This window comes from Streptomyces sp. NPDC093795, assembly GCF_044764665.1.
Classification (GTDB): Bacteria; Actinomycetota; Actinomycetes; order Streptomycetales; family Streptomycetaceae; genus Streptomyces.
The window spans coordinates 38,262-64,818 of record NZ_JBIWIO010000013.1; the positions used below are offsets into that span (position 1 = coordinate 38,262).

General features: G+C 71.2%; 18 protein-coding genes. 15 read left to right on the top strand and 3 right to left on the bottom strand.

From position 1 onward, the window contains the following. Nucleotides 1–86 precede the first annotated feature (86 nt). The 5 genes from ACIRB7_RS29530 to ACIRB7_RS29550 all read left to right on the top strand — a co-directional run bounded on the left by ACIRB7_RS29530 (nt 87) and on the right by ACIRB7_RS29550 (nt 10,011). Nucleotides 87–2,150 (top strand): pectinesterase family protein, encoded by a 2,064-nt coding sequence (locus tag ACIRB7_RS29530; protein ID WP_403604494.1) that lies wholly within the window; start codon nt 87–89, stop codon nt 2,148–2,150. 117 nt (nt 2,151–2,267) lie between these two features. After that, the gene (locus tag ACIRB7_RS29535) at nt 2,268–3,371 is read left to right on the top strand and encodes a hypothetical protein (RefSeq protein WP_403604497.1); all 1,104 of its coding nucleotides are present in this window, start codon (nt 2,268–2,270) and stop codon (nt 3,369–3,371) included. 145 nt (nt 3,372–3,516) lie between these two features. Further along, the gene (locus tag ACIRB7_RS29540; protein ID WP_403604500.1) at nt 3,517–4,689 is read left to right on the top strand and encodes an alpha-hydroxy-acid oxidizing protein; all 1,173 of its coding nucleotides are present in this window, start codon (nt 3,517–3,519) and stop codon (nt 4,687–4,689) included. A gap of 103 nt (nt 4,690–4,792) precedes the next feature. Beyond that, the gene (locus ACIRB7_RS29545; RefSeq protein ID WP_403604503.1) at nt 4,793–9,505 is read left to right on the top strand and encodes a DUF6531 domain-containing protein; all 4,713 of its coding nucleotides are present in this window, start codon (nt 4,793–4,795) and stop codon (nt 9,503–9,505) included. Then, a complete protein-coding gene (locus ACIRB7_RS29550; RefSeq protein WP_403604506.1) occupies nt 9,502–10,011 on the top strand; it encodes a hypothetical protein in 510 nt (169 codons plus the stop codon). Before ACIRB7_RS29545 ends, ACIRB7_RS29550 begins: the two co-directional genes overlap by 4 nt. Before the next feature lie 100 nt (nt 10,012–10,111). Here ACIRB7_RS29550 and ACIRB7_RS29555 read toward each other — a convergent pair whose 3' ends face one another. Together ACIRB7_RS29555 and ACIRB7_RS29560 are read right to left on the bottom strand one after the other, a co-directional pair. Continuing rightward, nucleotides 10,112–11,395 carry a glycoside hydrolase family 6 protein gene (locus ACIRB7_RS29555; protein WP_403604509.1) on the bottom strand — a complete coding sequence of 428 codons (1,284 nt, stop codon included), beginning with the start codon at nt 11,393–11,395 and terminating at the stop codon, nt 10,112–10,114. Nucleotides 11,396–11,441: 46 nt separating this feature from the next. Further along, on the bottom strand, nt 11,442–12,407 hold the full coding sequence (locus ACIRB7_RS29560) for a glycoside hydrolase family 6 protein (RefSeq protein WP_403604512.1): 966 nt from the start codon (nt 12,405–12,407) through the stop codon (nt 11,442–11,444). Nucleotides 12,408–12,718: 311 nt separating this feature from the next. On the opposite strand from ACIRB7_RS29560, the gene ACIRB7_RS29565 reads away from it, so the two are divergent. From ACIRB7_RS29565 to ACIRB7_RS29585, 5 genes are all read left to right on the top strand, one after another. Next, the gene (locus tag ACIRB7_RS29565; protein ID WP_403604515.1) at nt 12,719–13,732 is read left to right on the top strand and encodes a LacI family DNA-binding transcriptional regulator; all 1,014 of its coding nucleotides are present in this window, start codon (nt 12,719–12,721) and stop codon (nt 13,730–13,732) included. A 281-nt stretch (nt 13,733–14,013) separates the two neighbouring features. Further along, nucleotides 14,014–15,327: an extracellular solute-binding protein gene (locus ACIRB7_RS29570; protein ID WP_403604518.1), complete on the top strand. Its 1,314-nt coding sequence runs from the start codon at nt 14,014–14,016 to the stop codon at nt 15,325–15,327. A 120-nt stretch (nt 15,328–15,447) separates the two neighbouring features. Beyond that, entirely contained in the window at nt 15,448–16,452 is a 1,005-nt protein-coding gene (locus ACIRB7_RS29575) for a carbohydrate ABC transporter permease (RefSeq protein WP_403604521.1), read from the top strand. 13 nt (nt 16,453–16,465) lie between these two features. Next, the gene (locus tag ACIRB7_RS29580; RefSeq protein WP_403604524.1) at nt 16,466–17,374 is read left to right on the top strand and encodes a carbohydrate ABC transporter permease; all 909 of its coding nucleotides are present in this window, start codon (nt 16,466–16,468) and stop codon (nt 17,372–17,374) included. A 73-nt stretch (nt 17,375–17,447) separates the two neighbouring features. Further along, nucleotides 17,448–18,893, top strand: coding sequence for a GH1 family beta-glucosidase (locus ACIRB7_RS29585; RefSeq protein WP_403604527.1), 1,446 nt, complete (start codon nt 17,448–17,450; stop codon nt 18,891–18,893). A 54-nt stretch (nt 18,894–18,947) separates the two neighbouring features. On the opposite strand, the gene ACIRB7_RS29590 is transcribed toward ACIRB7_RS29585, so the two are convergent. Next, entirely contained in the window at nt 18,948–20,000 is a 1,053-nt protein-coding gene (locus tag ACIRB7_RS29590) for a zinc-binding dehydrogenase (protein WP_403604530.1), read from the bottom strand. Between the two features lie 454 nt (nt 20,001–20,454). On the opposite strand from ACIRB7_RS29590, the gene ACIRB7_RS29595 reads away from it, so the two are divergent. From ACIRB7_RS29595 to ACIRB7_RS29615, 5 genes are all read left to right on the top strand, one after another. Further along, entirely contained in the window at nt 20,455–21,456 is a 1,002-nt protein-coding gene (locus ACIRB7_RS29595) for an ABC transporter substrate-binding protein (protein ID WP_403604533.1), read from the top strand. A gap of 67 nt (nt 21,457–21,523) precedes the next feature. Next, complete coding sequence (locus ACIRB7_RS29600; RefSeq protein WP_403604535.1) at nt 21,524–23,080, top strand: sugar ABC transporter ATP-binding protein; 1,557 nt, start codon at nt 21,524–21,526, stop codon at nt 23,078–23,080. After that, entirely contained in the window at nt 23,077–24,192 is a 1,116-nt protein-coding gene (locus ACIRB7_RS29605; RefSeq protein ID WP_403604538.1) for an ABC transporter permease, read from the top strand. Before ACIRB7_RS29600 ends, ACIRB7_RS29605 begins: the two co-directional genes overlap by 4 nt. Continuing rightward, nucleotides 24,189–25,196, top strand: a complete 1,008-nt coding sequence (gene yjfF, locus ACIRB7_RS29610) for a galactofuranose ABC transporter, permease protein YjfF (RefSeq protein WP_403604541.1) — start codon at nt 24,189–24,191, stop codon at nt 25,194–25,196. The genes ACIRB7_RS29605 and yjfF overlap by 4 nt, the downstream gene beginning before the upstream one ends. Before the next feature lie 182 nt (nt 25,197–25,378). After that, entirely contained in the window at nt 25,379–26,401 is a 1,023-nt protein-coding gene (locus tag ACIRB7_RS29615; RefSeq protein WP_403605040.1) for an aldose epimerase family protein, read from the top strand. Nucleotides 26,402–26,557: the final 156 nt, after the last annotated feature.

Below are 26,557 nucleotides of genomic sequence, written 5' to 3' on the forward strand. Positions count from 1 at the left end.
GCGGCAACCTTTTCCGCCGCGGCGGCGACCACCTTCCGTCCGCCCTTTCCCGGCGGGCACCCCCCACGGACGGAAGGACGTACGACATGACCGAGACCCGAGGCAGGGCGAGACACCGCAGGCGCGGAAAGGCTCTGGTGATCGGTGTCCCGGCGGCGGTCGCCGTGGCAGGGGTCCTGGCGTACGGCACCGCCTTCGGCGTGTTCGGCGCGGACGCCCGGCCGGAGGCGGAGGCCGCGGCCGCCCCCGCGTGGGCGCGTGACGCCGCCGACGGCTTCGCGTCGGTCGACGCGCTCGGGCAGAAGGGGACGTACGGCGGGCGCGACGGGAGGACGGTCACCGTCCGGAGCCTCGCCGACCTCGAGAAGTACGCGACCGCCCCGGAGCCGTACGTCATCGTCGTGGCCGGGACGATCACCGTGAACCCCACGGGCAAGGAGATCAAGGTCGCCTCCGACAAGACCATCATCGGCTCGGGCACCTCGGGCCACATCGTCGGAGGCGGCTTCTTCCTCGGCCCGGGCGTCCACAACGTGATCATCCGGAACCTGACGATCCGGGACACGTACCAGGGCGTCTGGAACGACAAGGAACACGACTTCGACGCCGTGCAGATGGACGGCGCGCACCACGTGTGGATCGACCACAACGACCTGCGGCACATGGCCGACGGCCTCATCGACAGCCGCAAGGACACGACGTACGTCACGGTGTCCTGGAACCGGCTCGGCACCAACAACAAGACCTTCGGCATCGGCTGGACGGAGAACGTCACCGCCGACCTCACCCTCCACCACAACTGGTTCCGCGAGACCGAGCAGCGCAACCCGTCCACCGACAACGTCGCCCACGCGCACCTCTACAACAACCTGCTCCAGGACGACCCGGGCACGAACATCACGTCGTCCTACGGCAACTACGCCCGCGGCGGGACCCGCATGGTCCTCGAGAACAGCTACTTCCAGGGCGTGAACAACCCGGTCATCAAGGACGCCACCGCCGCCCTCGTGCAGCGCGGCAACGTCTTCTCCGGCACCACCGGCCGCAACGAGAGCGGCGGAACGGCCTTCGACCCGAAGGCCTACTACCCGTACACCCTCGACCCGACGGCCGCGGTGCCCGCCCTGGTGAAGTCCGGCGCCGGCCCACGCTCCTCCCTCGGCACGAGCCCGGCCGCGGTCGCACCCGCCGCCACCACCCTGACCGTGGCGAAGGACGGCAGCGGCAGGTTCACCAGCGTCCAGAAGGCCGTCGACGCCGTCCCGGCGGGCAACACCGCCCCCGTGGTGATCCGGATCGCGCCCGGCGTCTACCGCGAGACGGTCAAGGTCCCCGCGAACAAACCCCACATCACCCTCGAAGGCACCGGCGGCAGCCGCAAGGACACCGTCATCGTCGAGGGCCACGCATCCGGCATGACAAGGCCGGACGGCTCAGGGACGTACGGGACGGGCGGCAGCGCCACCGTCGCGGTCGAGGCCGACGACTTCCGGGCACGCAACCTCACCGTCTCCAACGACTTCGACGAGGCCGCGAACCGGAACCTGAACGGGCACCAGGCCGTCGCCCTGCGCACCGCCGCCGACCGCATCGTCCTCGACGGCGTCATCGTCAGCGGAGACCAGGACACCCTCCTCCTCGACACCGCCGCCAAGGACAGGACCGGCCGGGTCTACATGACCGGCTCCTATGTGATCGGCAATGTCGACTTCGTCTTCGGCCGCGCCACCGCGGTGATCGACAGGTCCGTCCTCACCCTGAAGAAGCGCTGGGACGGCACGTCCGCCGGATACGTGACGGCGCCGAGCACCCCCGCGGGCCGCAAGGGCTTCCTCATCACGCGCTCCACCGTGAACGGCGACGTCACCCCGGGCAGCTTCTTCCTCGGGCGCCCCTGGCACGCGGGCGGCGACGCGACCCTCTCCCCGCAGGCGACCGTCCGCGACAGCGTCCTCAGCGGCGCCGTCAGGACCACGCCCTGGACGGACATGGGCGGCTTCTCCTGGAAGGCCGACCGCTTCGCCGAGTACCGCAACACCGGCCCCGGCTCCGGCCCGTCCCACCCGGACCGCCCCCACCTGACGCCCACTCAGGCCGCCACCCAGGACACCGCGCACTGGCTCGACGGCTGGACACCGACCACGAGTTGACCGCCACCCGGCCGTGAATGGGGCCTGACCTGGGCGGACGGCTCACGGAGCCGCTGTGCGATCATGCGGGGGCCCCAGGGGAGGGGCCGAATCGGTGTGTGACGCGAGGAGAGCGGTGTGAACGCGGGTGGGGAACGGGACGGTTCGTCGGTGCCGGACGACGTGTGGGAGCAGTTCCTGCGCGACTCGGTGGCAGGCGTGGCGGACGCCCCCAAGGAACCGTCGGCGCGCGCCCGGGTCGTAGCGGACCGGCTGCGTGACGAGCCCCGGGCGGCCGAGGGATGGCGTACGTACACGCCGCCCCGGCCGCGGCGGACGAAGGGCTGGTACGTGGTCGGGCTGCTGGCCGCGGTGGCGCTGCTCGTCGTGGCGGTTCTCGACCCGTGGCAGATGATCGGCACCTCCGACGGGAACGGCGCGTCGGGGGCGCCGCTCGCCCAGGAGGCGGAGCGGCCGACGCAGGCACCGCCCGTGGAGCCGGCCCGGCGCCCCACGCTCGCCGAGCCGTTCAAGGGCTCGCCCGCGGCGCGCTGGGCGGACGGAACGGCCGGGATCACCGTCCCGGCCGCCCGCGCCACCGGCTGGATGAGCAAGGCACAGGTGGAGCAGGCACTGCGGCAGACCCGCGACTTCCTCGTCGCGTCCAACCTGAACCCGGCCGTCCTCGGCGGCGAGCGCCCCACGAAGGCCATCGCCCTGATCAACCCGCACCAGCGGGACGTCAAGGACTATCTGGCCGCCGCGTTCCGCACGCCCAGCGAGGAGAACGACCCGCTGCTGCTGTTCAGCCGCTTCGAGTCCTCACGCGCGCGCCTGGTCGGCGACGTGGTCAAGACCCGGGGCCGGATCACCTACCGGGAGGGGGAGCGCGGCGCCCTCCAGGTCACCACCGACGTCACCTACGTGTACCCGGTCGCACCGGCGGGCGGCGGCGACGAGGTCGTGCGCACCATCGTGCGGCGCGAAGTGGTCCTCAACTGGGACGACCCCTCGAAGATCATCACCGAGCGGGGCACCTTCTCCCTCGTCTCGTACAAGGTCGACATGACCAACGGCGGCTGCGACAACAACACCGGCTACTTCACCCCTGAGTTCGGCACGAACGGCACGGGCACCGGCGCGACCGACGGCGAGACCGTCGACCCGTACGACCGCAGTACGGCGATCTTCGAGGGAAGAGACACCGGCGGCGACGGCTGCAGGACCGCGACGCGTTCGTAGTCACCGTCCCGTGGACCGGGGCCGGCCGAGAGGGGCCGGGGCATGGCCACGCGCACGCGTGGCGGGCACGATGGGGGGCCACCACGGCGGGAAGACGAGCACGCGCCGAGGCAGCCGACAGCAATCGGAAGGGACGAGCCTCCCCATGCCCCAGCACTACGGCGACTACCAGCACGAGATCTACTTCGACGGGCTCTTCGGGGTGCTCCCCACGCTCCCGATGACCTTCGCCGAACTGGAGACGAAGGCGAGGGCGGCGCTCCCGCCCTCGCTCTGGTCGTACGTGGCCGGCGGCGCGGGCGACGAGTACACCCAGGAGGCCAACGTCACCGCCTTCCGCAACTGGGGCCTCGTGCCGCGCATGATGGTCGGCGCCGCCCGACGCGACCCGTCCGTCGACCTGTTCGGGCTGACACTGCCGTCCCCGCTGTTCATGGCCCCCGTCGGGGTCATCGGGCTCTGCGCCCAGGACCGCCACGGCGACCTGGCGACCGCCCGCGCCGCCGCCCGCACCGGCGTGCCGATGATCGCCTCCACCCTCTCCGAGGACCCGATGGAGGAGGTCGCCGCCGCGTGCGGCGACACACCGGGCTTCTTCCAGCTCTACACGCCCACCGACCGCGACCTCGCCGAAAGCCTCGTGCACCGGGCCGAGTCGGCCGGATTCCGGGGCATCGTCGTCACCCTCGACACCTGGATCACCGGCTGGCGCCCCCGCGACCTCGCCACCAGCAACTTCCCCCAGCTGCGCGGCCACGCCCTCGCGAACTACACCTCCGACCCCGTCTTCAGGGCCCGCCTCGCCAAGCCCCCCGAGGAGGACCCGCGCGCCGCCGTCCTGGAGTGGGCGGGCGTCTTCGGCAAACCGCTGGTCTGGGACGACCTGCCCTGGCTGCGCTCGCTCACCGACCTGCCGATCGTCCTCAAGGGCATCTGCCACCCCGAGGACGTCCGCCGCGCACGGGACGGCGGTGTGGACGGCGTCTACTGCTCCAACCACGGCGGCCGCCAGGCCAACGGCGGCCTGCCCGCCCTGGACGCACTGCCGGAGGTGGTCGCCGCCGCCGAAGGCCTCCCCGTGCTCTTCGACTCCGGCGTCCGTACCGGCGCCGACGTCGTCAAGGCCCTCGCCCTCGGGGCCACGGCGGTGGGCGTCGGCCGCCCGTACGCGTACGGCCTCGCCCTCGGCGGTACGGACGGCGTCGTCCACGTCCTCCGCTCGCTCCTCGCCGAGGCCGACCTGATCATGGCCGTCGACGGCTACCCCAACCTCGCCGACCTCCGCGCCGACGGCGCCCTGCGTCGCGTACGGGCCTGACGGACGGGCCCCGCCGGCTCCGAGCGCGCGGATTACCTGTCAGTCGACCGCCGTGGTAGGACTGTTCGGGCTCATCGATCTATGTCAACGGGGGATACGAATCGTGGCTGTCACGGTGCCGGACTGGGCGGACTCGCTGCTGGACCTCGTGGGGGTGAACTGGCCCAACGTCGACGAGGACGCCTACCGCGACATGGCCGACGCGCTCCGGGAGTTCGCGGACGACCTCGCCGACGACGGTCAGCTCGCCAACAACCATGTGCAGCGCCTGCTGTCCTCGGGCCACGGCGAGGCGATGGACGCGCTCAACGAGCACTGGGCCAAGGTCAAGGACAAGCACCTCAAGGACATGGTGTCCGCGGCCCGTACCATCGCGGACGCGCTGGACCTCGCGGCGGGCGCGATCGAGGCCATGAAGTGGAAGGCCGTCGCGGAACTGGGGATCCTGGCGGGCCAGACCGGCCTCGCCCTCGCGCTCATCCCGGTCACCGGAGGCCTGTCCGCGCTCCTCGGGGCGGGCGCGATCGCCCTCACCAAGAAGCAGCTCCTGAAGCTCATCACCAGCGCGATGGAGGAGGCCGTCGGTCACGTCGTCGCGGTGATGACCGAGCCGGTCGTGGCCGCGCTGGAGAACATGGCGGCGGACCTCGTCGTCCAGGTGAGCATGGACGCGCTGGGCGTCCAGAACGGTGTGAACCTCGACCAGACCAAGCAGGCCGGCAAGGAGGGCCTGAACCTGGCCTCGGCAGGGGGCGGAGGCGGCGGGGGCGGCAAGGGCAAGGGCTTCCACATCGAGCACGACGAGCACGAGCAGGCCACCACCAGGCTGAACGGTGTCAGCGCCGGCATCCACGGCAAGACCGCCGGAAAGCTGACCAAGGCCAAGGGTCACCAGGGACGCAACAAGGGCCGGGACGACATCGCCGACGCCCTGGACCCGGTCATCGAGAAGGCCATGGGCGCGTTGGTGAAGTCCGCCAAAACCATGGGCGACCACATCGGCGAGACCCTCCCCAAGGCCGTCAGGCAGATCTCCAAGGACCACAAGAACAACGACGACGACACGGCGGCCCGCATCGCCCGCCAGCGCAAGGGCGACCACGACAGCGACGGCGGCAGCGGGAACGGCGGCAACACCGGCCAGGGGCGCGGCAAGGGCGGGAACGGGAGCCGGACCCCCGACTCGACCCGGGAGGTCCTCGGCGATCCGCGGGGCAAGGGCGTCAGCCTCGACAAGCGTCGCTGCAAGACCGACCCCGTGGACATCGCCAGCGGCGAGATGCTGCTCCCCCAGACCGACCTGACGCTCCCCGGCACCCTGCCCCTCGTCCTGCGGCGCACCCACGTCTCGGGGTACCACTACGGACGGTGCTTCGGAGCGGGCTGGGCGTCCACGCTCGACGAGCGCCTCGAGATCTCCCTCGACGCCGCGGGAACGGCGGCCTGGGCCCGCGAGGACGGCTCCCTCCTCCTCTACCCCCGGCTCCCCGACGGCGACGAGACCCTGCTGCCGAGCACCGCGAACCGTACGGCCACCCTCGGCCTGCGCGCCCGGGACGGCCTCGGGCAGGTCACCTACGCGCTGGAAGAGCCGCACACCGGCCAGACACGGCTGTTCGAAGGGAACCCGTACCACGGCGACCGCTTCTACTGGCTGAGCCGTATCGAGGACCGCAACGGCAACAGCATCGGCATCCAGCGGGACGCCGACGGGATACCCGTCAACGTCGTGCACAGCGGTGGCTACCGGGTCGACGTCACCTCCGACGAGCAAGGACGTGTGACCGGACTCGCCCTGCGGACCGCCGAAGGCCCCCAGAAGCTCAGCGAGTTCACCTACGACTCCGAGGACCGGCTCACCGCCGTCTCCGACGCCCGGGGCAGCGACGGCGAGGCCGCCGAACTGCGCTTCACCTACGACGACGCGGGCCGGGTCACCTCGTGGACCGACCGCCTGGGCTCCACGTACCGCTACGTCTACGACCCGGACGGCCGCGTCGTGGAGACCGTGGGCCCCGACGGCTTCCTCTCCTCCCGCTTCTCCTACGACGCCGCCGAGCGCGTCACCCGTTTCACCGACGCCACCGGAGCGGTCACGACCACCCGGTTCAACGAACTCGGGCAGGTCGTCGCGGAGACCGACCCGCTCGGACACACCGTGTACCGGCAGTGGGACGCGTACGACAACCTGCTCTCGCGGACCGACCAGCTGGGCCGCACCGCGGCGTTCACCTGGGACGAGCGCAACAACCTGACGTCCGTCGTCCGCCCCGACGGGACCCGGACCCTGACCTCGTACAACGCACTCGACCTGCCCGTCACCGTCACCGGCCCCGACGGCAGCGTCTGGCGGCAGGAGTACGACGCGCGGGGCAACCGCACCGCCGTCATCGCCCCCGACGGCGCCACCACCCGCTCCACCTACAACGACCGTGGCGCTCTCACCTCGCGCACGGACCCCTCGGGTGCCACGCACCACATGACGCACAACGCGGCGGGCCTCACCCTCAGCCACTCCGATCCGCTGGGCCACACCTACCGCCTCACGCGTGACGCCTTCGGCCGGCCCGTCCGCGGCACCGACCCGCTGGGCGCGGAACACACCACGGAGTGGAACACCGAAGGCTGGGCCACCCGCGCCACGCGCCCGGACGGCGGCACGGAGACCTGGACGTGGGACGCCGAGGGCAACAGGACCTCCCACACGGACCCCACGGGTGCGACCACCCGGTTCGAGTACACGCACTTCGGGAAGCTGGCCGCCCGGACGGGCGCGGACGGCGCTCGCTACGAGTTCCGTTACGACAAGGAACTCAGGCTGACCTCCGTGACCGGCCCCCAGGGCCTGACCTGGACCTACACCTACGACGCGGCCGGCCGGCTGGTCGCCGAGACCGACTTCGACGGCCGCACCGTCCACTACGAGCTCGACGCCGCCGGACGCGCGACCGCGCGTACGACCGCGCTCGGGGAGCGCATCACCACCGCCTACGACCTGATGGACCGGGTCGTGGAGAAGAACTGTGGCGGTGAGATCACCCGGTACGGCTACGACCCGGCCGGCCGGCCGGTCTCGCTCACGTCCCCGACGTCGAGTGTCGTCCTCGAACGGGACGCGGTGGGACTGCTGCTCGCCGAGACCGTCGACGGCCGCACCACCAGGTACGCGTACGACCCGGCCGGAGCCCTGGTGTCCCGGACCACGCCGAGCGGAGCGCGGTCCCGCTACACGCACGACGCGGCGGGGCGCCGTACCCGGCTCACGTCGGACGGGTACGACATGCTCGTCACCCGCGACGAGCGGGGCCGCGAAGTGGCCCGCGCGCTGGGCGACGACCCGGCCTCCGTCACGCTGGCGTCGGCCTGGGACCGCATGGGCCGGCTCTCCTCCCGCACCGTGACCGCGGGGGAGCGGGTCGTGCGTTCCCGCGGCTACGGCTACCGCGCGGACGGCCACCTCGAACGGATCACCGACCGGCTCGCCGACACCGACGTCACGTTCCACCTCGACCCGGTCGGACGGCCGCTACGGGTCACGGCCGAGGACTGGAACGAGACGTACGCGTACGACGCCGTCGGCAACCAGGCCCAGGCCGACTGGCCGGACCGCGCGCTCAGGGACGACGCCCGGGGCGAGCGCGCCTACGAAGGGAACCGCCTGCTCCGCGCCGGCCGGTTCCGCTACCAGTACGACACGGCGGGCCGCATGGTGCTGCGGCAGCGGACCCGTCTCTCCCGCAAGCCCGACACCTGGCACTACACCTGGGACGGGGAGAACCGGCTCACCGCCTGCCGGACCCCCGACGGCGTCACCTGGCGCTACACGTACGACCCGCTCGGCCGGCGCACCGCCAAACACCGCATGGCGCCCGACGGGAGCAGCGTCGCGCAGTCGGTGTACTTCACCTGGGACGGCACCCGGCTGGCCGAACAGACGGACACCGCCACCGCCACCACGGTCACCTGGGAGTACGACGCCCACGACCACCGCCCCCTCAGCCAGCTCGAACGACGCTCGGCCGGCACCGAGCAGGACGCCTACGACACCCGGTTCTTCGCCATCGTCACCGACCTGGTCGGCGCCCCCACCGAACTGGTCGACGAGGCCGGCGAAGTGGCGTGGCAGTCCCGCAGGACCACCTGGGGCAGCACCCGGTGGAACCGCACGGCGACGGCCCACACCCCGCTGCGCCTCCCCGGCCAGTACGAGGACCCCGAGACGGGCCTGCACTACAACTACCTGCGTCACTACGACCCGGAGACGGCCCGGTACGCGAGCCCCGACCCCCTGGGCCTGGCACCCGCGGCGAACCCCCTCGCCTACGTGACCAACCCCTGGACCCTCACCGACCCCCTGGGCCTCATCGCCAAGGGGTGCACCGAGGACGGCGGCTGGTACGGAGGCATGACCCCGGCCAACCTCAAGGACGAGAACGGCGACCCGAAGTACCCGGTCAAGATGGAGATCAACCACATCCCGGCCAAGGCCTCCTACGCGCACCTCGACGAGGAGGGCTTCATCAACGACGCCGGGATGGGCCCCGCGATCCGCATGGAGAGGGCCGACCACCGGGACATGTCCTCGACCGGCTCGTGGGCCCACTCCGTCCAGTGGCGCGCCGACCAGCGCGCCCACATCGACGCCGGACGCTGGGACCTGGCCATGAAGATGGACATCGACGAGGTCCGCGCCAAGTACGGCGACAAGTACGACCAGCACATCACGGACATGGTCCAAAGCCTCAAGGACAACAGGAAGTTCCAGGCGATGCTGGAGAGCCGGGGCTGGACGATCGACTACGACATACTGAAATGACCGCAACCCACCAGAAAGGCCCCCTCATGCAGTTCGTCCTCGACCCGCCCCGCGGCGTGGCCCCCGTCCAGCTGGGCATGACGCTCGACGAAACGGTCGCCGCGGTCTCGGCCTGGGGCGCGCCCCGGGTGTACCCGGCCGACGCGGTGCGCGACTTCGACCTGGTCTCCGCCGAGTACGACGGCATCGGCTTCCAGGCGGCCCTCGAACACGACCACCGGGTCACCGCCGTCACCGTCTGGGGCCCCGACGAGGACGAGGACCCCGACGTCCAGGTCCTCCTCGACGGCCTCGACGTCTTCCGTACGCCCGCCGACGAGATCCTGGCCCACGCCGTCCGGAAGGGCTGGCAGGTCAACAACGACGACCCGCGAGCGCCCTACATCCCCGGCGTCACCCTGGCCTTCACCCGGGACACCTCCCAGGAGGTCCCGCGGGACGAGAGCGGCCTGCCGGTCCACTTCACCTCGGTGCTCGTGGCCGACGAGAAGTACCGGGAGAAGTGACAAAGGCCAGTCGCGACACTTCCCGACCCGGCGTGCGAGTCGCGCCCGGCCACGAGTGAGCGCCTTCTCGTGGCCGGGCGGGGGCGGGCGTGGACGGAGCTCAGCGGTTGAACGTCAGCCGCGGTGCCGCGTTACGGGCCAGGGAGTGGACCTGGGCCGGCCACCAGGCGCCGGCCGGCGGGTCGACGATGCCGTACTCGGGGTCGATGGTGCCGCCGGTGTTGCGGGTGCAGCTGCCGTCGGACTCGCCGGGGATCTTGATCCAGAGGTAGGCGTCGACGAGCGGTGCACCGGTGTCGGCGGTGGGGCGCGGGCCGAGGCCGCGGCCGGGCGCGTTGCACCAGATCTCCGGGTCGCCGCTGTACTTGCCGGGCTCCGGGGTCCAGGCGCCCAGTCCGTTGCGGCTGGTGTCGATGACGAAATGGTGCAGTGCGTCGGTGGGCGGGGTGCCCGCGTTCTGGTCGAACCAGGCGTCGGTCCAGCGCCAGGTGGTGGGGTCGGCGGAGTCGACGGCGTTGCCGGGGGTGCCGTCGTTGGGCGCGGCGGGCGAGTAGTACTGCGTGGCGCACCAGTCGGTGTGGCCGCGGGCCCAGTCGGGTCCTTCGGTGGCGAGCCACATGCATTTCGCGATCCAGGTGCCGTACCTGGTGTTGTGGTCGGTGGGGTGGGTGTTGGAGACGTTGAGGGAGAAGCCGTCGCTGTACCGGACGCCGGCGTCGAGGAGTCGCTGGGCCATGTCACCGACGGGTCGCCACAGGACGTTGCCCGCGTCGAGGTAGACCGCTGTGCGGGGCTTGGACTTGAGCGTTCTGACGGCGTACGCGAGGTCGGCGGTACGGGTCGCCGTGAGCTCACCGGTCGGGTCCACGGCGGGCCCGCAGTCCCGGGGGAGGAGGGCCAGGCCGTCGGGTTCGACGACGACCACCGCCTTGCGGTCGCCGATCCCTGCGGCGAAGGCGTCGATCCACTTCCGGTACGCGGCGGAGGACGCGGCTCCGCCGCTGGAGTACTGCGAGCAGTCGCGGCCCGGCACGTTGTAGGCGACCAGGAGGGGGGTCCTGCCGACCACTCGGGCCTTGCGGACGAGCCCGTCGACCTTCGCGCGGACCTCGTCGGGGGTGCCCTCGGTGAACCACTCGGCCTGCGGGTGGCTCGCGAGCTTGGCCATGTTCGCGGCGTTCGCGAAGTCGCCGTTCCTGGCGTCGACGACAGCCTGCTTGGCCGCCTTGCTGAGCGGGTCCACGTAGAACTTCGTGGCCGGGGTGAGCACACCGTCCCGCGTGGGTGCGGCCTGCGCCTGCCCCTGCGTCACGGTCAGGGCGGCACAGGCGGCGGCCGCCGCGAGTGCGGCGGTCACGCGACGCCGTAGGGTGCGTGGCTTCATGGAGGCTCCTGGTCGATGGATGGGGGGTGGGTGGGTGCGCCGCGGCTCAGTAGCCGTAGATCATCTTGTAGGCGGCCTCGGGGAGGAACTGTCCGGCCGAGGATCCCGCTCCGACGCCGCAGTTGCCGTCGGACTCGCCCGGTGCCTTGATCCACAGGAGCATCTCGGCGCCGCCGCCCAGCCGGGTGGGCGTGCCGATGCGGCGGCCCGCCGCGTTGCACCACTCGCCGTTGGAGCCGTTGCCGTTCCGGCTGGTGTCGACGACGAACGGCTTGGTGTAGCCGTAGCGGGCGCCCAGTTCGCCGTTGACGGCGTTGCCGTAGGCGGTGTTCTGGGCGGTGGTGTAGTAGTTCGAGACGTTGAGGGAGAAGCCGTGGGCCTGCCGGAGGCCGCCGGCGTGGAGGCGCTGGGCCATGTCCGCCGGGCTCACCCAGCCGGGGTTGCCGGCGTCGAGGTAGAGCCAGGCGTTGGGTGCCTGGCGGTTGAACTCGGAGACGGCGCCGCTGATCATGGTCTGTCGTTCGCGGATCTGGGTCGGGTTCAGGCAGCCGGAGTCCGCGAGGGCGTCCGGTTCGAGGATGACGACGGCCGGGCGGTTGGCGATCCCGCCGGCGAACTGTGCGATCCAGCTCGCGTACGCGGACGGCGAGGAGGCACCGCCTCCGGAGTGCCCGCCGCAGGAGTCGCGGAGGGGGATGTTGTAGGCGACGAGGATGGGCAGCTTGTCCGCGTGGTCGGCCGCCCCCACGTACGCGCCCGTCGCTGTGCCGATGGTGCCGCTCCACGCGCCGAACCAGCGGGCCTGGGGGGTGTTGGCGAGGGACCCGTTGATCGCGGGCGTCCGGCCGTCGCCAGGGTTGGCGGCGACCCACTGCTTGGCGGAGGAGTTCGGGTCCACGTAGAACCCGCTGGTCATGGTGGTCGGGTCGGCCGCGTGGGCGGACGGGGCGGCGGTGAGTGCCAGCGGCAGCGCGAGGAAGGCTGCGGCGAGGGCGCGGATTCGGCGGCGCATGACGGTACCTCGGTTTCCTGACGGCGGACGCGCCGCCCACTCTCGTCCTGAGGGGGCGGCGCACTGAGGAAGTGCGGTGGTACGGGGTGCCCTTGGACCTGCGGAGTCCGTGGAAGCGCTCCCACTGGAAGCGGTCCCAGTCGACTCTCCGGCGGCCTCGGGGTGTGGCCGGTATCGTGTGACGCGCTTGCCCGCCTGTCAAGTAGCGCTTCTTGACCAGCACTTCACACAATGGCCGGAAAGCTTTACAGTCCTGAAACTGGAAGCGCTTCCAGTTTTTTCGCGTACTGCTCGTCACAGGAAGGCAGAACATGGCGGAAGGTGTGCCGCGCCGGCAGTCGACGCTCGACGAAGTGGCCGAACTGGCCGGTGTGTCGAGGTCGGTGGCCTCCCGCGTACTCAACAACGCGCCCCACGTCAGCCGCGCCAAACGCGAGGCGGTCGAACGGGCCGTCCACCGGCTCGGCTACGTGCCGAACCCGACCGCCCGCGCGCTGGCGACCCGTCAGACGGGCGCGGCCGCCTTGGTCGTCTCGGGGGAGGACCCGTCGATCTTCGCGGATCCGTTCTTCGCCCAGGTGATCGTGGGGGCCTCGGCGGCCCTGGACGAGGCCGATCTCCACCTGATGCTGTGCCTGGCCGCCTCCGACCGCGGCCGAAAACGCGTGGAACAGCTTCTTCGGTCCAAGGGGGCCGACGGGGTGATGCTGATGGCGCTGCGCGAGGACGATCCGCTGGCCCGCATGGCCCAGGAGGCGGACATGCCCGTCGTGTTCGGCGGGCGGCCCGTCGGTTTAGACCCCCGGTGGTATGTGGACGTCGACAACGTCGGCGGAGCGCGCGCGGCGACCGAGCACCTGCTCGCGGCCGGGCGGACCCGGGTGGCCACCATCTGCGGGCTGCTCGACACCGAGGTCGGGCGCGCCCGGTACCGCGGTCACCGGGACGCCATGCTGGCGGCGGGTCTCGATCCGTACCCGCCGGAGGCCGGTGACTTCACGGAGGCCGGCGGAGCCGCCGCCATGGCCGCCCTGCTGGCGCGGCAGCCGGACCTGGACGGGGTGTTCGCCGCCAGCGACAACATGGGGGTCGGCGCGCTGCGCGCGCTGCGCGCAGCCGGCCGGACGGTCCCCGGCGACGTCGCCGTGGTCGGGTTCGACGACCTCGACGTGGCCCGGATCGCCGATCCGCCGCTGACCACGGTGAACCAGCCCATAGAGGGTCTCGGCCGGGAGATGGCGCGCATGCTGGTCGCGCTCATCGACGGACAGGACCCCACTCCGCTGATCCTGCCCACACGCCTGGTCGTCCGCGCCAGCGCGTGACGGGACGGCATGCCCTCGGGGACCCCCGTGGGCCGCGCCCGGCCGCCCCCGCCCGTCGAGCTTGACAGGCGGTCGAAGGGGCGGCAGGGTTCCGGATGCCACCAGTTGGGAGCGCTCCCAAATCGGGATGACTCCGGGTGTGCCGCCCTCCCCCCGGCTTCCGAAGGCCCCCCGGCCTCCGTAGCCCCCCCGCGCCGATCCGCCCCCGAGGCGAGGCCCTGCCCGGCGCACCTCTCACTCCGCACTCCGCGCCTTTCCCCCTGACGCATCGAGGAGATGCCATGCCCCGTCCGTCCCTGCCGCGCGTCCGTACCCGCTCCGGCGTACTCGCCTCCGCGGCCCTCGCGTCGGCGCTCGTCCTGACCGGCTGCTCGTCCTCCGGCGACGGCGGCTCCCCCTCCGCCGACGGGAAGACCACCCTGACCGTCGGCACCTTCGGGACCTTCGGGTACCAGGAGGCCGGGCTGTACGACGCGTACATGAAGCAGAACCCCGGCATCACCATCAAGGAGAACCCGACGACCGTCGAGGGCAACTACTGGACCGCCCTGCAGACCCGGCTCTCCGGCGGCGGCCTCGACGACGTCCAGGCCCTTGAGGTCGGCCGTATATCCCTGGCCACCTCCGAGGACCTGGCCGACGCCTTCGTCGACCTCTCCGACGCCCCCGGTGTCGACAAGAAGGCCTACCTCCCCTGGAAGTGGGACCAGGCCACCACCGCCGACGGGAGGACGATCGGCCTCGGCACCGACGTCGGCCCGATGGCCATCTGCTACCGCCAGGACCTGTTCAAGGCAGCGGGCCTGCCCTCCGACCCGGAATCGGTCGGCAAGCTGTGGGCCGGCGACTGGGCGAAGTTCGTCGAGGTGGCCCAGCGGTACCAGGCCAAGGCGCCCGAGGGCACCTTCTTCATGGACAGCGCCAGTGGGCTGTTCAACGCCGTCGTCTCCAGCAGTGCCGTCCAGTACTACAAGGACGGCAAGCTCGCCTACAAGGACTCGCCGAGCGTCAAGAACGCCTGGGACCTGGCCGCCAAGGCCGTACAGGGCAAGACGAGCCAGGGCTTGAAGATGTTCGACACCCCCTGGCAGACCGCGTTCTCCAAGTCCACCTTCGCCACCACCGTCTGCCCCTCCTGGCAGCAGGCCAACATCCAGCAGTTCTCCGGCCCGGCCAACAAGGGCAAGTGGAACATCGCCCAGCCCCCGGCCGCCGGTAACTGGGGCGGGTCCTTCCTGGCCGTGCCGTCCTCCGGCAAGAACGTCGACGAGGCCAGGAAGCTCGTCGCCTGGCTCACCGCGCCCGAGCAGCAGGCGAAGGTCTTCCAGAAGGTCGGCAACATCCCGGCCAACCAGGCCGCCTACGACCTTCCCGGCGTCGTCGACTACAAGAACGCCTACATCGGCCCGGACGCCGCCACCGGCCTGATCTTCTCCACCGCGGCCAAGGCCATCAAGCCCGCCGAGACCGGCCCGCGAGCGGGCGACCTGACCGGGGCCTTCGGCACCGGCGTCCTGCTCATGGAGCAGAACGGCAAGAGCCCGGAAGAGGCGTGGAACGCCACCGTGCGCCAGATCGACAGCACCATCCAGTAACGCTCCCCGCCCCGCCTCTCCCCGGCCGCCGCCGTGGGGGAGGGGGCGGCCGGTCACCGGGGAGCCGGCCGCCCCTCTCCCCGCCGTCGCGACCGGCCGTGACCACCGAAGGAACCGCCCGTGGCCTCCACGACCGCACCCAGCCGCACCGGCCCCACAGGCCCGCAGGACACCCCACCGCCCCCGGCCCGCCCTTCCGGGTCCTCCGCCTGGCGCAGTCGCCTGCACCGCTGGGACACCAAGGGCACGCCGTACGCCCTCGTCGCCCCGTTCTTCCTCGTCTTCGCCGCCTTCGGCCTCTTCCCGCTGCTGTACACGGGATGGCTCTCCTTGCACCGGGTGAGCCTGTACAACGTCGACCGAGCCGAATGGGTCGGCCTGCGCAACTACACCGACCTCTTCACCGGCCAGGTCGCCCACTACTTCTGGAACGCGCTCCTCAACACCGTCACCCTCGGAGCCCTGGCCACCATCCCGCAGCTGCTCATGGCGCTGGGCCTCGCCCACCTGCTCAACTACCGGCTGCGCGCCCGTGGATTCCTGCGCACGGCACTCCTCGCCCCGTACGCCACCTCCGTCGCCGCCGCCACGCTCGTCTTCGCCCTGATCTTCAGCCCCGAGGGCGGCATGGCCAACTGGCTCCTCGGCCTGTTCGGCGCCGGCCCCGTGCAGTGGGAGGCCGGCCGCTGGACCTCGCAGTTCGCGATCTCCGTGATCGTCACCTGGCGCTGGACCGGCTACAACGCCCTGATCTACCTCGCCGCCATGCAGGCCGTGCCGCGCGAGCTGTACGAGGCCGCCGCACTGGACGGCGCCAGCCGCTGGCAGCAGTTCCTGCACGTCACGGTCCCCGCCCTGCGCCCCACGATCCTCTTCACGGTGATCGTCTCGACCATCGGAGCCACCCAACTCTTCGGCGAGCCGTACCTGTTCGGCGGCCAGAGCGGTCACCAGGGCGGCGCCGACCACCAGTACGAGACCCTCGGCATCCTCATGTACGACCAGGGCTTCCATTCGAGCATGCTCGGGCGCGCCAGCGCGGTCGCCTGGATCATGTTCGCCCTGCTGCTGCTCATCGGCCTCGTCAACGCGCTGATCACCCGCCGCCTGCGCGCCTCCCAGTGACGTGGAGTACTTCATGACCACCACCACACCCGTTTCCGGCCGATCCCACCGGGCCGTGCCGCGCCCACCCGCCCGTGCCGGCAAGGCCGGCGGCCAGCACCGGGCCGGGCCGATCGCCCACGTCGTCCTCGGACTCGCGGCGCTGGCCTCGCTGTTCCCGCTGTACTGGACGCTGGTCGCGGCGTCCACCGACAGCCACGCGGTGGTCTCCAGCCCGCCGCCGATGCTGCCCGGCGGCAACCTGTTCAAGAATCTCGCCTACGTGTGGGACAACGCCGGCGGCCGGGGCATGGGCGTCGCCCTGCTCAACTCCACGCTCGTCGCGGCGGCCGTCACCGTCAGCACGGTGACCTTCTCCGTCCTCGCGGGTTTCGCCTTCGCCAAACTCCGCTTCCGCGGAAAGAAGGTCATGCTCGGCCTGGTCCTGTCCACCCTCGCCGTACCCGCGCAGCTCAGCGTCGTACCCCTGTTCATCCTCACCAGGAACCTGGGTCTTGGCAATCACCTCGGGGCGCTGATCCTGCCCGTGCTTGTCACCGCCTTCGGCGTCTTCTTCATGCGCCAGTTCCTCTCGCAGGCGCTGCCCACCGAACTCCTGGAAGCCGCCCGTGTCGACGGCGCCAACTCCCTGCGCGTCATCTGGCACGTCGTCTTCCCCGTCGCCCGCCCGGCGATGGCGGTGCTGGGCATGCTGACCTTCGTCCAGTCCTGGAACGACTTCCTGTGGCCGATCATCGTCATGAACGGCTCCACCAACCCCACCGTCCAGGTCGCCCTCGCCGGACTGGGAACCGGCTGGTCCACCGACTGGTCCGTGATCACCGCCGGAGCGCTCATGGGCACCCTGCCCCTCCTCCTGGTCTTCGCCCTCTTCGGCCGTCACATCGTCGGCGGCATCACCCAGGGCGCGGTCAAGGGCTGACCTCCTCCTCTCCCCACCACCTCACACCCTCTGTCGAACGAATCGAACGAATCGAACGAAGGGACACCTCGTCATGCCCGCAACGCCCGTCAACGCCGGAATCCCCGCAGCCGTCGACCGACTGCACTTCCCGCCCGGCTTCCTGTGGGGCGCGGCCACCGCCGCCTACCAGATCGAGGGCGCCGTTTCCGAGGGCGGCCGCACCCCCTCCATCTGGGACACCTTCTCCCGTACCCCCGGCAAGGTCGCGGCCGGCGACACCGGAGACATCGCCTGCGACCACTACCACCGGTACCGGTCCGACGTCGCTCTGATGTCCGAGCTCGGCCTCCAGGCCTACCGCTTCTCCCTGTCCTGGCCCCGCGTCCAGCCCGACGGCCAGGGCTCCGCCAACCCCGCCGGCCTCGACTTCTACCGCCGGCTCGTCGACGAACTCCTCGACGCCGGGATCCAGCCCGTCGCCACCCTGTACCACTGGGACCTCCCCCAGGCCCTGGAGGACAAGGGAGGCTGGGCCGAGCGCGAGACCGCCGAACGCTTCGGCGAGTACGCGACCCTGGCCGCCGAGGCACTCGGCGACCGGGTCGCCCTGTGGACCACCCTCAACGAACCCTGGTGCTCGGCCTTCCTCGGCTACGGTTCCGGCGTCCACGCCCCCGGCCACGCCGACCCCGCGCTCGCGCTCCGCGCCGCCCACCACCTGAACCTCGCCCACGGACGCGCCACCGCCGCGCTCCGTGCGGCACTGCCCGCCGACGCCCAGGTCGCCGTCACCCTCAACCTCCACCAGGTCCGCGCGCTGACCTCCGACCACGCCGACCTCGACGCGGCCCGGCGCATCGACGCCGTCGGCAACCGGATCTTCACAGGGCCGATGCTCTCCGGCGGCTACCCGGCCGACCTGATCGCCGACACCGCCCACCTCGTCGACTGGGACGCCCTCGTCGGGCCCGGGGACGAGGCCGCCATCGGCGCACCCGTCGACCTTCTGGGGATCAACTACTACACCCCGACCGTCGTCTCCGCCCCCACTCCCGGAGCCGCCGCGGTCAACCACGCCCACGGCGAGAGCGACCACTCCCCGTGGCCCGGCTCCGAGGACGTCAACTTCCACCTCCCGTCCGGCGACACCACCGAGATGGGCTGGGCCATCGACCCCACCGGCCTGTACGACCTCCTCATGGCCGTATCCCGCGCCCATCCCGGGCTCCCGCTGGCGATCACCGAGAACGGCGGCGCCTTCCCCGACGTCCCCACGGCGGACGGCCGGATCCACGACCGCGACCGGATCGACTACCTCCACGGACACCTCGCCGCCGTCCACCGGGCCATCGCCGACGGAGCCGACGTGCGCGGGTACTTCCTCTGGTCCCTGCTGGACAACTTCGAGTGGGCGTACGGGTACGAGAAGCGCTTCGGCGCGGTCCACGTCGACTACGCCACCCAGCTGCGCACTCCGAAGGCGAGCGCCGGTTGGTACGCCGAAACCATCGGCGCGAACGCGATCTCGGCGCGCTGAGTTCCGCGAGCGGAGCCGCAGGCCTTGTCGGCATCGTCGGGCTGGTCGCGCCCTCTAAGGCCGGAGCAGAACCCGCCCGACTCGGGGATCGCCACCGCCCGTGAGCTCCATGGCCCGCTCGAACTCGTCGATGCCCAGCTCGTGCGTGAGGAGTTCGAGCGGTGTAAGCCGGCCCGCGGAGAAGGCGCTCACGGCGTAGGACCAGGCTCCGGAGGAGGCTCCGAAGGCGGTTCCGATCGAGAGCTGCCGTGCGACGACGTGGGCGGGATCGAGTCGTTCCGCCCCGGCGACCGGAATGCCCGTGAGAACCAGGCGTCCGCCCGGCCGCAGCAGGGGTGTCGCGGCGCGCGCGGTCGACGTCGAGCCCGCGGCGTCGATCACGACGTCGAAGTCGGCGAGACCGGAGGAGTTGTCCCACGTCCGGTAGGCGGTGGCTCCGAAGCGACGGGACAGATCGGCTCGGTCTGGGCTCGTGCCGACCATCGTCAGATCGTTCGGGGAGAAGGCGCCGAGGAGCTGCGCGGCGAGCAGACCGAGGGCGCCGGACCCGATGACGGCCACCCGCGACCCGGGCAGAGGGCATGCCTTGAGGACGGCGGCGGCCGCGCGGGCGGCGGGTTCGAGGAACGCGGCGGCGGTGAGGTCGGCGTCCGGCGAGAGCGTGTGCAGCAGACGGGCGGGGAGCACGAGGGTGGGGGCCATGGCACCGGGAAGGGTGAACCCCGTCTCCTCGTAGCCGGCGGTGCACAGGTTGGTCTCGCCGTCGCGGCAGGGACCACAGGTCCCACAGTTCCGCAGTCCTTCCCCCACGACCTTGCGGCCGATCAGGGAAACGGACGCGCCCTCGCCCACGGCGACGACGGTGCCGGACCACTCGTGGCCCGGGGTGACCGGATAGCGGACGTACGGAGCCGGGCGGCGGCCCAGGTAGACGTCGCGGTCACTACCGCAGATCCCGACGGCATGGACGCGCACCAGGGCTTCCCCGGCCCCTGGCTGCCCGGGCGTGTGCTCGACGAGGCGGAACGTCCTGGGAGCGTCGAGGACGACGGCCGGCCCCCGAGGGCTCACACCCCTGGCATGGGTGCCGGACCGAGTGGAACACATGGGACGACTCCCGATGTTCGGTATATCGGATGCTGTTCGAAATGATGGCGCGACGATACGAACCACGCCGTGGACGTGTCAACGAGCGTCGCTCCGCAGGGCTTTCGGTGGCCCGTTGCGGCCCTTGGGGGTGGTCCAAGCAAGTGTTAACGCTCACAATATTCGGGTCGATCCCCCATGTCAGGGTCGCCGCATCGGGTCCACGGATGGCGCACGAGCGTCCCAATCCAGCGGATAGTGTGCCCATCAAGAACCGGTAACGGCCGTACAAGCCCTTGAGTTACGGCTCTGTTAGCGCTCACAATGTGTCGCATTCGTCAGCGCCGCTCGTCGAGGCCGACGCTTCGCTCTGCCTCCGCCCGGCTCAACCACCCCTGCACAGACACGCCTTCACCGGGCCCATCTCCTTCTGGGCTCCGCCTGGTCCGACGCACGTCCCGAGAGGAACCACGACATGGCCCACAGAGCCCTCCGCGTCATCGCCGCCGCCGCCCTGGCCGGCAGTGTGCTGACCGCCTGCACCACCGAGCCCGCGACCACCGGCACCACCGGTGGTACCGGCAAGGGCTCCTCCGACGGCAAGCTGGTGCTCGGGTTCGCCCAGGTGGGAGCCGAGAGCGGCTGGCGTACCGCCAACACCAAGTCCGTACGCGAGGCGGCCGAGAAGGCCGGCATCACGCTGAAGTTCTCCGACGCGCAGCAGAAGCAGGAGAACCAGATCAAGGCGATCCGCACCTTCATCCAGCAGAAGGTGGACGTCATCGCCTTCTCACCGGTGGTGGAGTCCGGCTGGGACACCGTCCTGAAGGAGGCCAAGAACGCCGGTATCCCGGTGATCCTCACCGACCGCGCGGTCGACTCGCAGGACACCTCCCTCTACCGGACGTTCCTCGGCTCCGACTTCGTCAAGGAGGGACAGGAGGCGGGCAAGTGGCTGGTCAAGGAGTACGAGGGCACGTCCGCGCCGGTCAACCTCGTCGAGCTCCAGGGCACCACGGGTTCCGCACCCGCCAACGACCGCAAGGCGGGCTTCGCCGATGCCATCAAGGGCGACCCCAAGTTCAAGGTCGTCGCCTCCCAGACCGGGGACTTCACCCGAGCCAAGGGCAAGGAGGTCATGCAGGCCTTCCTCAAGTCCCACAAGGACATCGACGTCCTGTACGCCCACAACGACGACATGGCGCTCGGCGCCATCCAGGCCATCGAGGAGGCGGGGAAGAAGCCGGGCGCCGACATCAAGGTGATCTCCGTCGACGGCATCAAGGACGCCTTCGTCGCCATGAAGGAGAAGAAGATCAACGTGGTGGTCGAGTGCAACCCGCTCCTCGGCGACCAGCTCATGGAACTCGCCAAGAAGGTCGCGGCGGGGGAGAGCGTCCCGCGACGGGTCGAGGTCAAGGAGGGCGTCTTCACCCAGGATCAGGCCGAGGCCGCCCTGCCCGGCCGTCAGTACTGACCCACCGCCCGCACCAGACCGGGGGCGGCCCTCGCGCCGCCCCCGATCCCTCAGGAGAGGAGGGCGGATGGCATCCCCACCCACCCCACCCACACCCACCGGCCGGCCGGTCCTGGAGGCCCACGGCATCCGCAAGGCCTTCCCCGGCGTCCTCGCACTCGACGGCGTGGACCTGCGCCTCTTCCCGGGCGAGGTCCACGCGCTGATGGGCGAGAACGGCGCCGGCAAGTCGACCCTCATCAAGGTACTCACCGGGGTCCACCCGCCCGACGCGGGAACGGTCACCGTCGACGGAACCCCCCAGCGGTTCGCCGAACCCCTGGAAGCCCAGCACGCCGGAATCAGCACGGTCTACCAGGAGGTGAACCTGTGCCCCAACCTCTCCGTCGCCGAGAACATCCTCATCGGCCGTGAACCCCGGCGCCTGGGCCTCGTCCACTGGTCGGCCCTCCACCGGCGCGCGGCACAGCTCATCACCGAGCTGGAACTCGACCTCGACGTCCGCCGGCCGCTCAGCGCGCACTCCCTCGCCGTCCAGCAACTCGTCGCGATCGTCCGCGCCGTGGACATCCGGGCGAAGGTGCTCGTCCTCGACGAGCCCACCTCCAGCCTCGACCGGGACGAAGTCGCCCAGCTGTTCGCACTGGTCCGCCGACTCCGCGACCGGGGCGTCGCGATCCTCTTCGTCACTCACTTCCTCGACCAGGTCTTCGACCTGTGCGACCGGGTGACCGTCCTGCGCAACGGCCACCTCGAAGGCGAGTACCGGATCGACGAGCTGACCACCGTCAGCCTCGTACACCACATGGTCGGCAGCGAACCGCGCACCCTGGACGAACCGGCCGAGACGTCCGACACCGGCACCGTCGTCGTCCCCGACTCCACGGACGCCCCTTTCCTGAGCGCCCGCGGACTCGGCCGGGCAGGTTCCATCCAGCCGTACGACCTGGACATCCACCGCGGTGAGGTCATCGGCCTGGCCGGACTCCTCGGATCCGGACGTACCGAAGCGGCCCGGCTGCTCTTCGGCGCCGACCACGCCGACGCGGGCGAGCTGCGGATCGACGGCGAGCGCGCCGTCCTGCGCTCGCCGCGCGCCGCGATCGCCCACAAGATCGCCTTCTGCTCGGAGAACCGCAAGGCGGAGGGCCTGATCGGCGAACTCACGGTCCGCGAGAACATCGTGCTGGCCCTGCAAGCCGCACGCGGCTGGACCAAACCCCTCTCCCGCGCCCGCCAGGACGAGATCGCCGCCCGGTGGACCGAGGTCCTCGACATCCGTCCGGCCAATCCCGAGGCCCAGGTCCGCAATCTCAGCGGAGGCAACCAACAGAAGGTGCTGCTCGCCCGATGGCTGCTCACCGACCCCGAGCTGCTGATCCTGGACGAACCCACCCGGGGCATCGACATCGGCGCCAGGACGGAGATCGGGAAGCTCGTCACCCGCCTGGCCGCGGAGGGCACCGCGGTCCTCTTCATCTCCGCCGAACTCGAGGAAGTGCTGCGGCTGAGCCACCGGGTCGGCGTGCTGCGCGACCACCGGCTCGTCGCCACCCTCCCCAACGACACGACCCTGACGCCCGACCGGATCCTGGGCGCCATCGCCACCGGAGCCACCTCATGACACCACCTGACGACACCGGCGCCGGGGGGCGTCCGGCCCGGGCGCCCGGCACCCGGCGGCTCACCGAGCACCGCCTGTTCTGGCCCGCCGCCGCGCTGGCCGCCCTGTTGCTGGGGAACGTCGCGCTCACCCACGACTTCTTCGCCGTACGCGTCCAGAACGGGCACCTGTACGGCAGCCTGATCGACATCCTCCAGTTCGGCGCCCCCCTGATCCTGGTGTCGCTCGGCATGACGCTGGTCATCGCGACCCGCGGCATCGACCTGTCGGTCGGCTCGACGGTCGCCATCGCCGGCGCCCTCGCGTGCGAACACATCGCCACCGCGAAGGACCCCGGGAGCCTGCCCACCGTCCTGTCGGCGATCGCGACGGCGCTCGGCGTGGCCGCCGCCATCGGGCTCCTGAACGGCCTCCTCGTCGCCCGGCTCGGCGTCCAGCCCATCGTCGCCACGCTGGTCCTCATGGTCGCGGGGCGGGGCGTGGCCCAGCTGATCACCGACGGCCAGATCATCAGCGTGTCCAGCGGCGCCTACAAGATGATCGGCGGCGGCTACTGGCTCACGCTCCCCTTCGCCGTCCTGCTCGCCGCGGCCCTCGTTGCGGTGACCTCCCTCGTCACCCGGCGGACCGCGCTCGGCATGCTCATCGAATCGGTGGGCGGCAACCCGGTCGCGAGCCGCCTCGTCGGCATCCGGGCGGCCGGGCTCCTGACCATGGTCTACGTGGTGAGCGCCGTGTGCGCCGCGGTGGCCGGCCTGATGATCAGCTCCAACGTGTCCAGTGCCGACGGCAACAACGCGGGCCTGTGGATCGAGCTGGACGCGATCCTCGCCGTGGTCATCGGCGGCACCGCCCTCACCGGCGGCCGTTTCTCCCTCGGCGGGACGGTCCTGGGCGCGCTCATCATCCAGACCCTCTCGACCACGATCTACACCCTCGGCGTACCGCCGGAGACCACCCTCGTCTTCAAGGCCCTGGTCGTCATCGTCGTATGTCTCGCCCAGTCGCCCGCGTTCCGCGCACGACTCTCTCACCGTCGCCGGCCGGCCGGCCCGGACCCGGCCCCCGCGGCCGGCGACGCGGGAGCCCGCCGGCAGGAGGTCCACCCGTGAGTACCACCCTCAGCTCCCTCACCGGACCGCTCCAGCGGTTCTCGGTACGGCATGCCACCCGCTTGCCGCTCATGGTGACGGCCACCCTGCTGGTCGCGATGTTCTCGATCGGCTCGCTGCAGTACGAAGGCTTCTTCTCCGCGCAGGTCCTGCTCAACGTCCTGATCGACAACGGCTTCCTGCTCGTCGTGGCGATCGGCATGACGTTCGTCATCCTCACCGGGGGCATCGACCTGTCCGTCGGCTCCATGGTGGCCCTGTCGACCATGCTGACGGCCTGGCTCGTCGAACAGAACGGCGTGCCGCTCGCCCTGGCGGCGCCCCTGGTCCTGCTGGTGGGAGCGGGAGGCGGCGCCCTCATGGGCTGGGTCATCCACGCCTTCGAGATCCAGCCCTTCATCGTCACCCTCGCGGGCATGTTCCTCGCCCGCGGCCTCTGTTACATGATCAGCACGGAGTCCCTCTCGATCACCGACCCGACGACCACGACGATCGCCCAGACGCGAGTGCTCCTGCCGGGGGGACTGTTCGTCTCACCCGCCGTGGTCATCGCCCTGGTGGTTCTGGTGCTCGCCTTCGGCGTCCTGCACCACACCCGCTTCGGCCGCACCGTCTACGCACTGGGCGGCAACGAGTCCTCGGCCCGTCTCATGGGCCTGCCCGTGGGACGCACCAAGGTCGCGGTGTACGCCGTGAGCGGTCTGTGCTCCGCCCTCGGCGGTCTGCTGCTGACGTTCTACATGCTGTCCGGCTACGCCTTGCACGCCGTCGGCATGGAACTCGACGCCATCGCCGCCGCCGTCATCGGAGGGACCCTGCTGACCGGGGGCTCCGGCTTCGTCCTGGGCACGGCGCTGGGCGTGACGGTCCTCGGTCTGATCCAGACCGTCATCAGCTTCCAGGGCACGCTCAGCTCGTGGTGGACGCGCATCGTCATCGGCGGGCTGCTGTTCGTCTTCATCATCCTCCAGCGGCTCTTCGGCGGATCCCGAGCGGACCACTGAGCACCGGCAACTCACCACTGAGCACCGGCAACTCACCACTGAGCACCGACCACCACGACCACGGCCGGGAAAGCGGGGCCCTTCAGCCCCCTTTCCCGGCCGTGCCGCACTCCCGACAAGGAACTCCCACGACCGTGACCTCGACCTCCCGTCCCCCTTTCACCGGCGGCCCACCGGTCTGCCTGCCCGCCACGGACTCCGGACAGCGATGGGTCTTCGGCTTCCCCGGCGGACTCACGGCGGAGGTGCACACCCGCGGGGCCCGCCTCCACGCGCTGTGGGTGCCCGACCGCCACGGCACCCCGGCCGACGTCGTCCTGGCTCCGCGCGACCCGGCCCGGACGGCCGATACCGCCCGGTACTTCGGCTCCACCGTCGGCCGCTACGCCAACCGCATCGCACACGGCCGGTTCTCCCTGGAAGGCACGCCGTACCAGCTGGCCACACAGGAGACCGGCCACTGCCTGCACGGCGGACCCGACGGCTTCGACACCCGGCTCTGGGAAGCCGAAAGCGTGCACACCCCGGAGCGGACAGGCGTGCTCCTGCACCTGCGCAGCCCCGACGGCGACCAGGGATTCCCGGGAAACCTCGACGTCACCGTCAGCCTACTCATCGGCCGCGACGGCGAACTCTCCTTCTCGTACGCCGCCGTCACCGACGCCCCCACTCCGGTCAACCTGACCAACCACGCCTACTTCAATCTCGAAGGCGAGGGCGCCGGCGACATCCTCGACCACGAACTGACCGTCGACGCCGACCACTACACGCCGGTCGACGAGGAGCTCATCCCCTCCGGGGACCACCGCCCCGTGCACGGCACCGCGTTCGACCTCCGCCGGCCGCTCAGGATCGGCGAGGCGCAGGCCCGTCCCGGCGCGGACGGCGGCTACGACCACAACTTCGTCCTGAGCCCGCACGACGACGGGACGCTGCGCCGGGCCGCCGTCCTCCACGCCCCGGCCACCGGCCGCCGCATGGAGGTGCTGACCACGGAGCCGGGACTCCAGGTCTACACAGCGGGCCAGTTCGACGGATCGGTCCTCGGCAAGAGCGGTACGCCCTACCGGTCGGGCGCCGGCGTCGCGCTGGAGACCCAGCACTTCCCCGACGCCCCGAACCGCCCCGGTGACCCGTCCACGGTCCTGCGACCCGGCGGCGAGTACCGGTCGAGGACCGTCCTGCGGTTCGGTACGCGTCTCTGACCCCGTACGAACATGCCGAAACGGCCGTGGCCCCCCGGGGGGGACCCGCGGGGCCCGCCCAGTGCCGGGCGGGGGCAGGCCCCCCCCCCGCGCGGGTTGCACCCCGCGAACCCCCCCCCCCCGCGCCCCCCCAGGCCGCCGGGGGGGGGCCCCCCC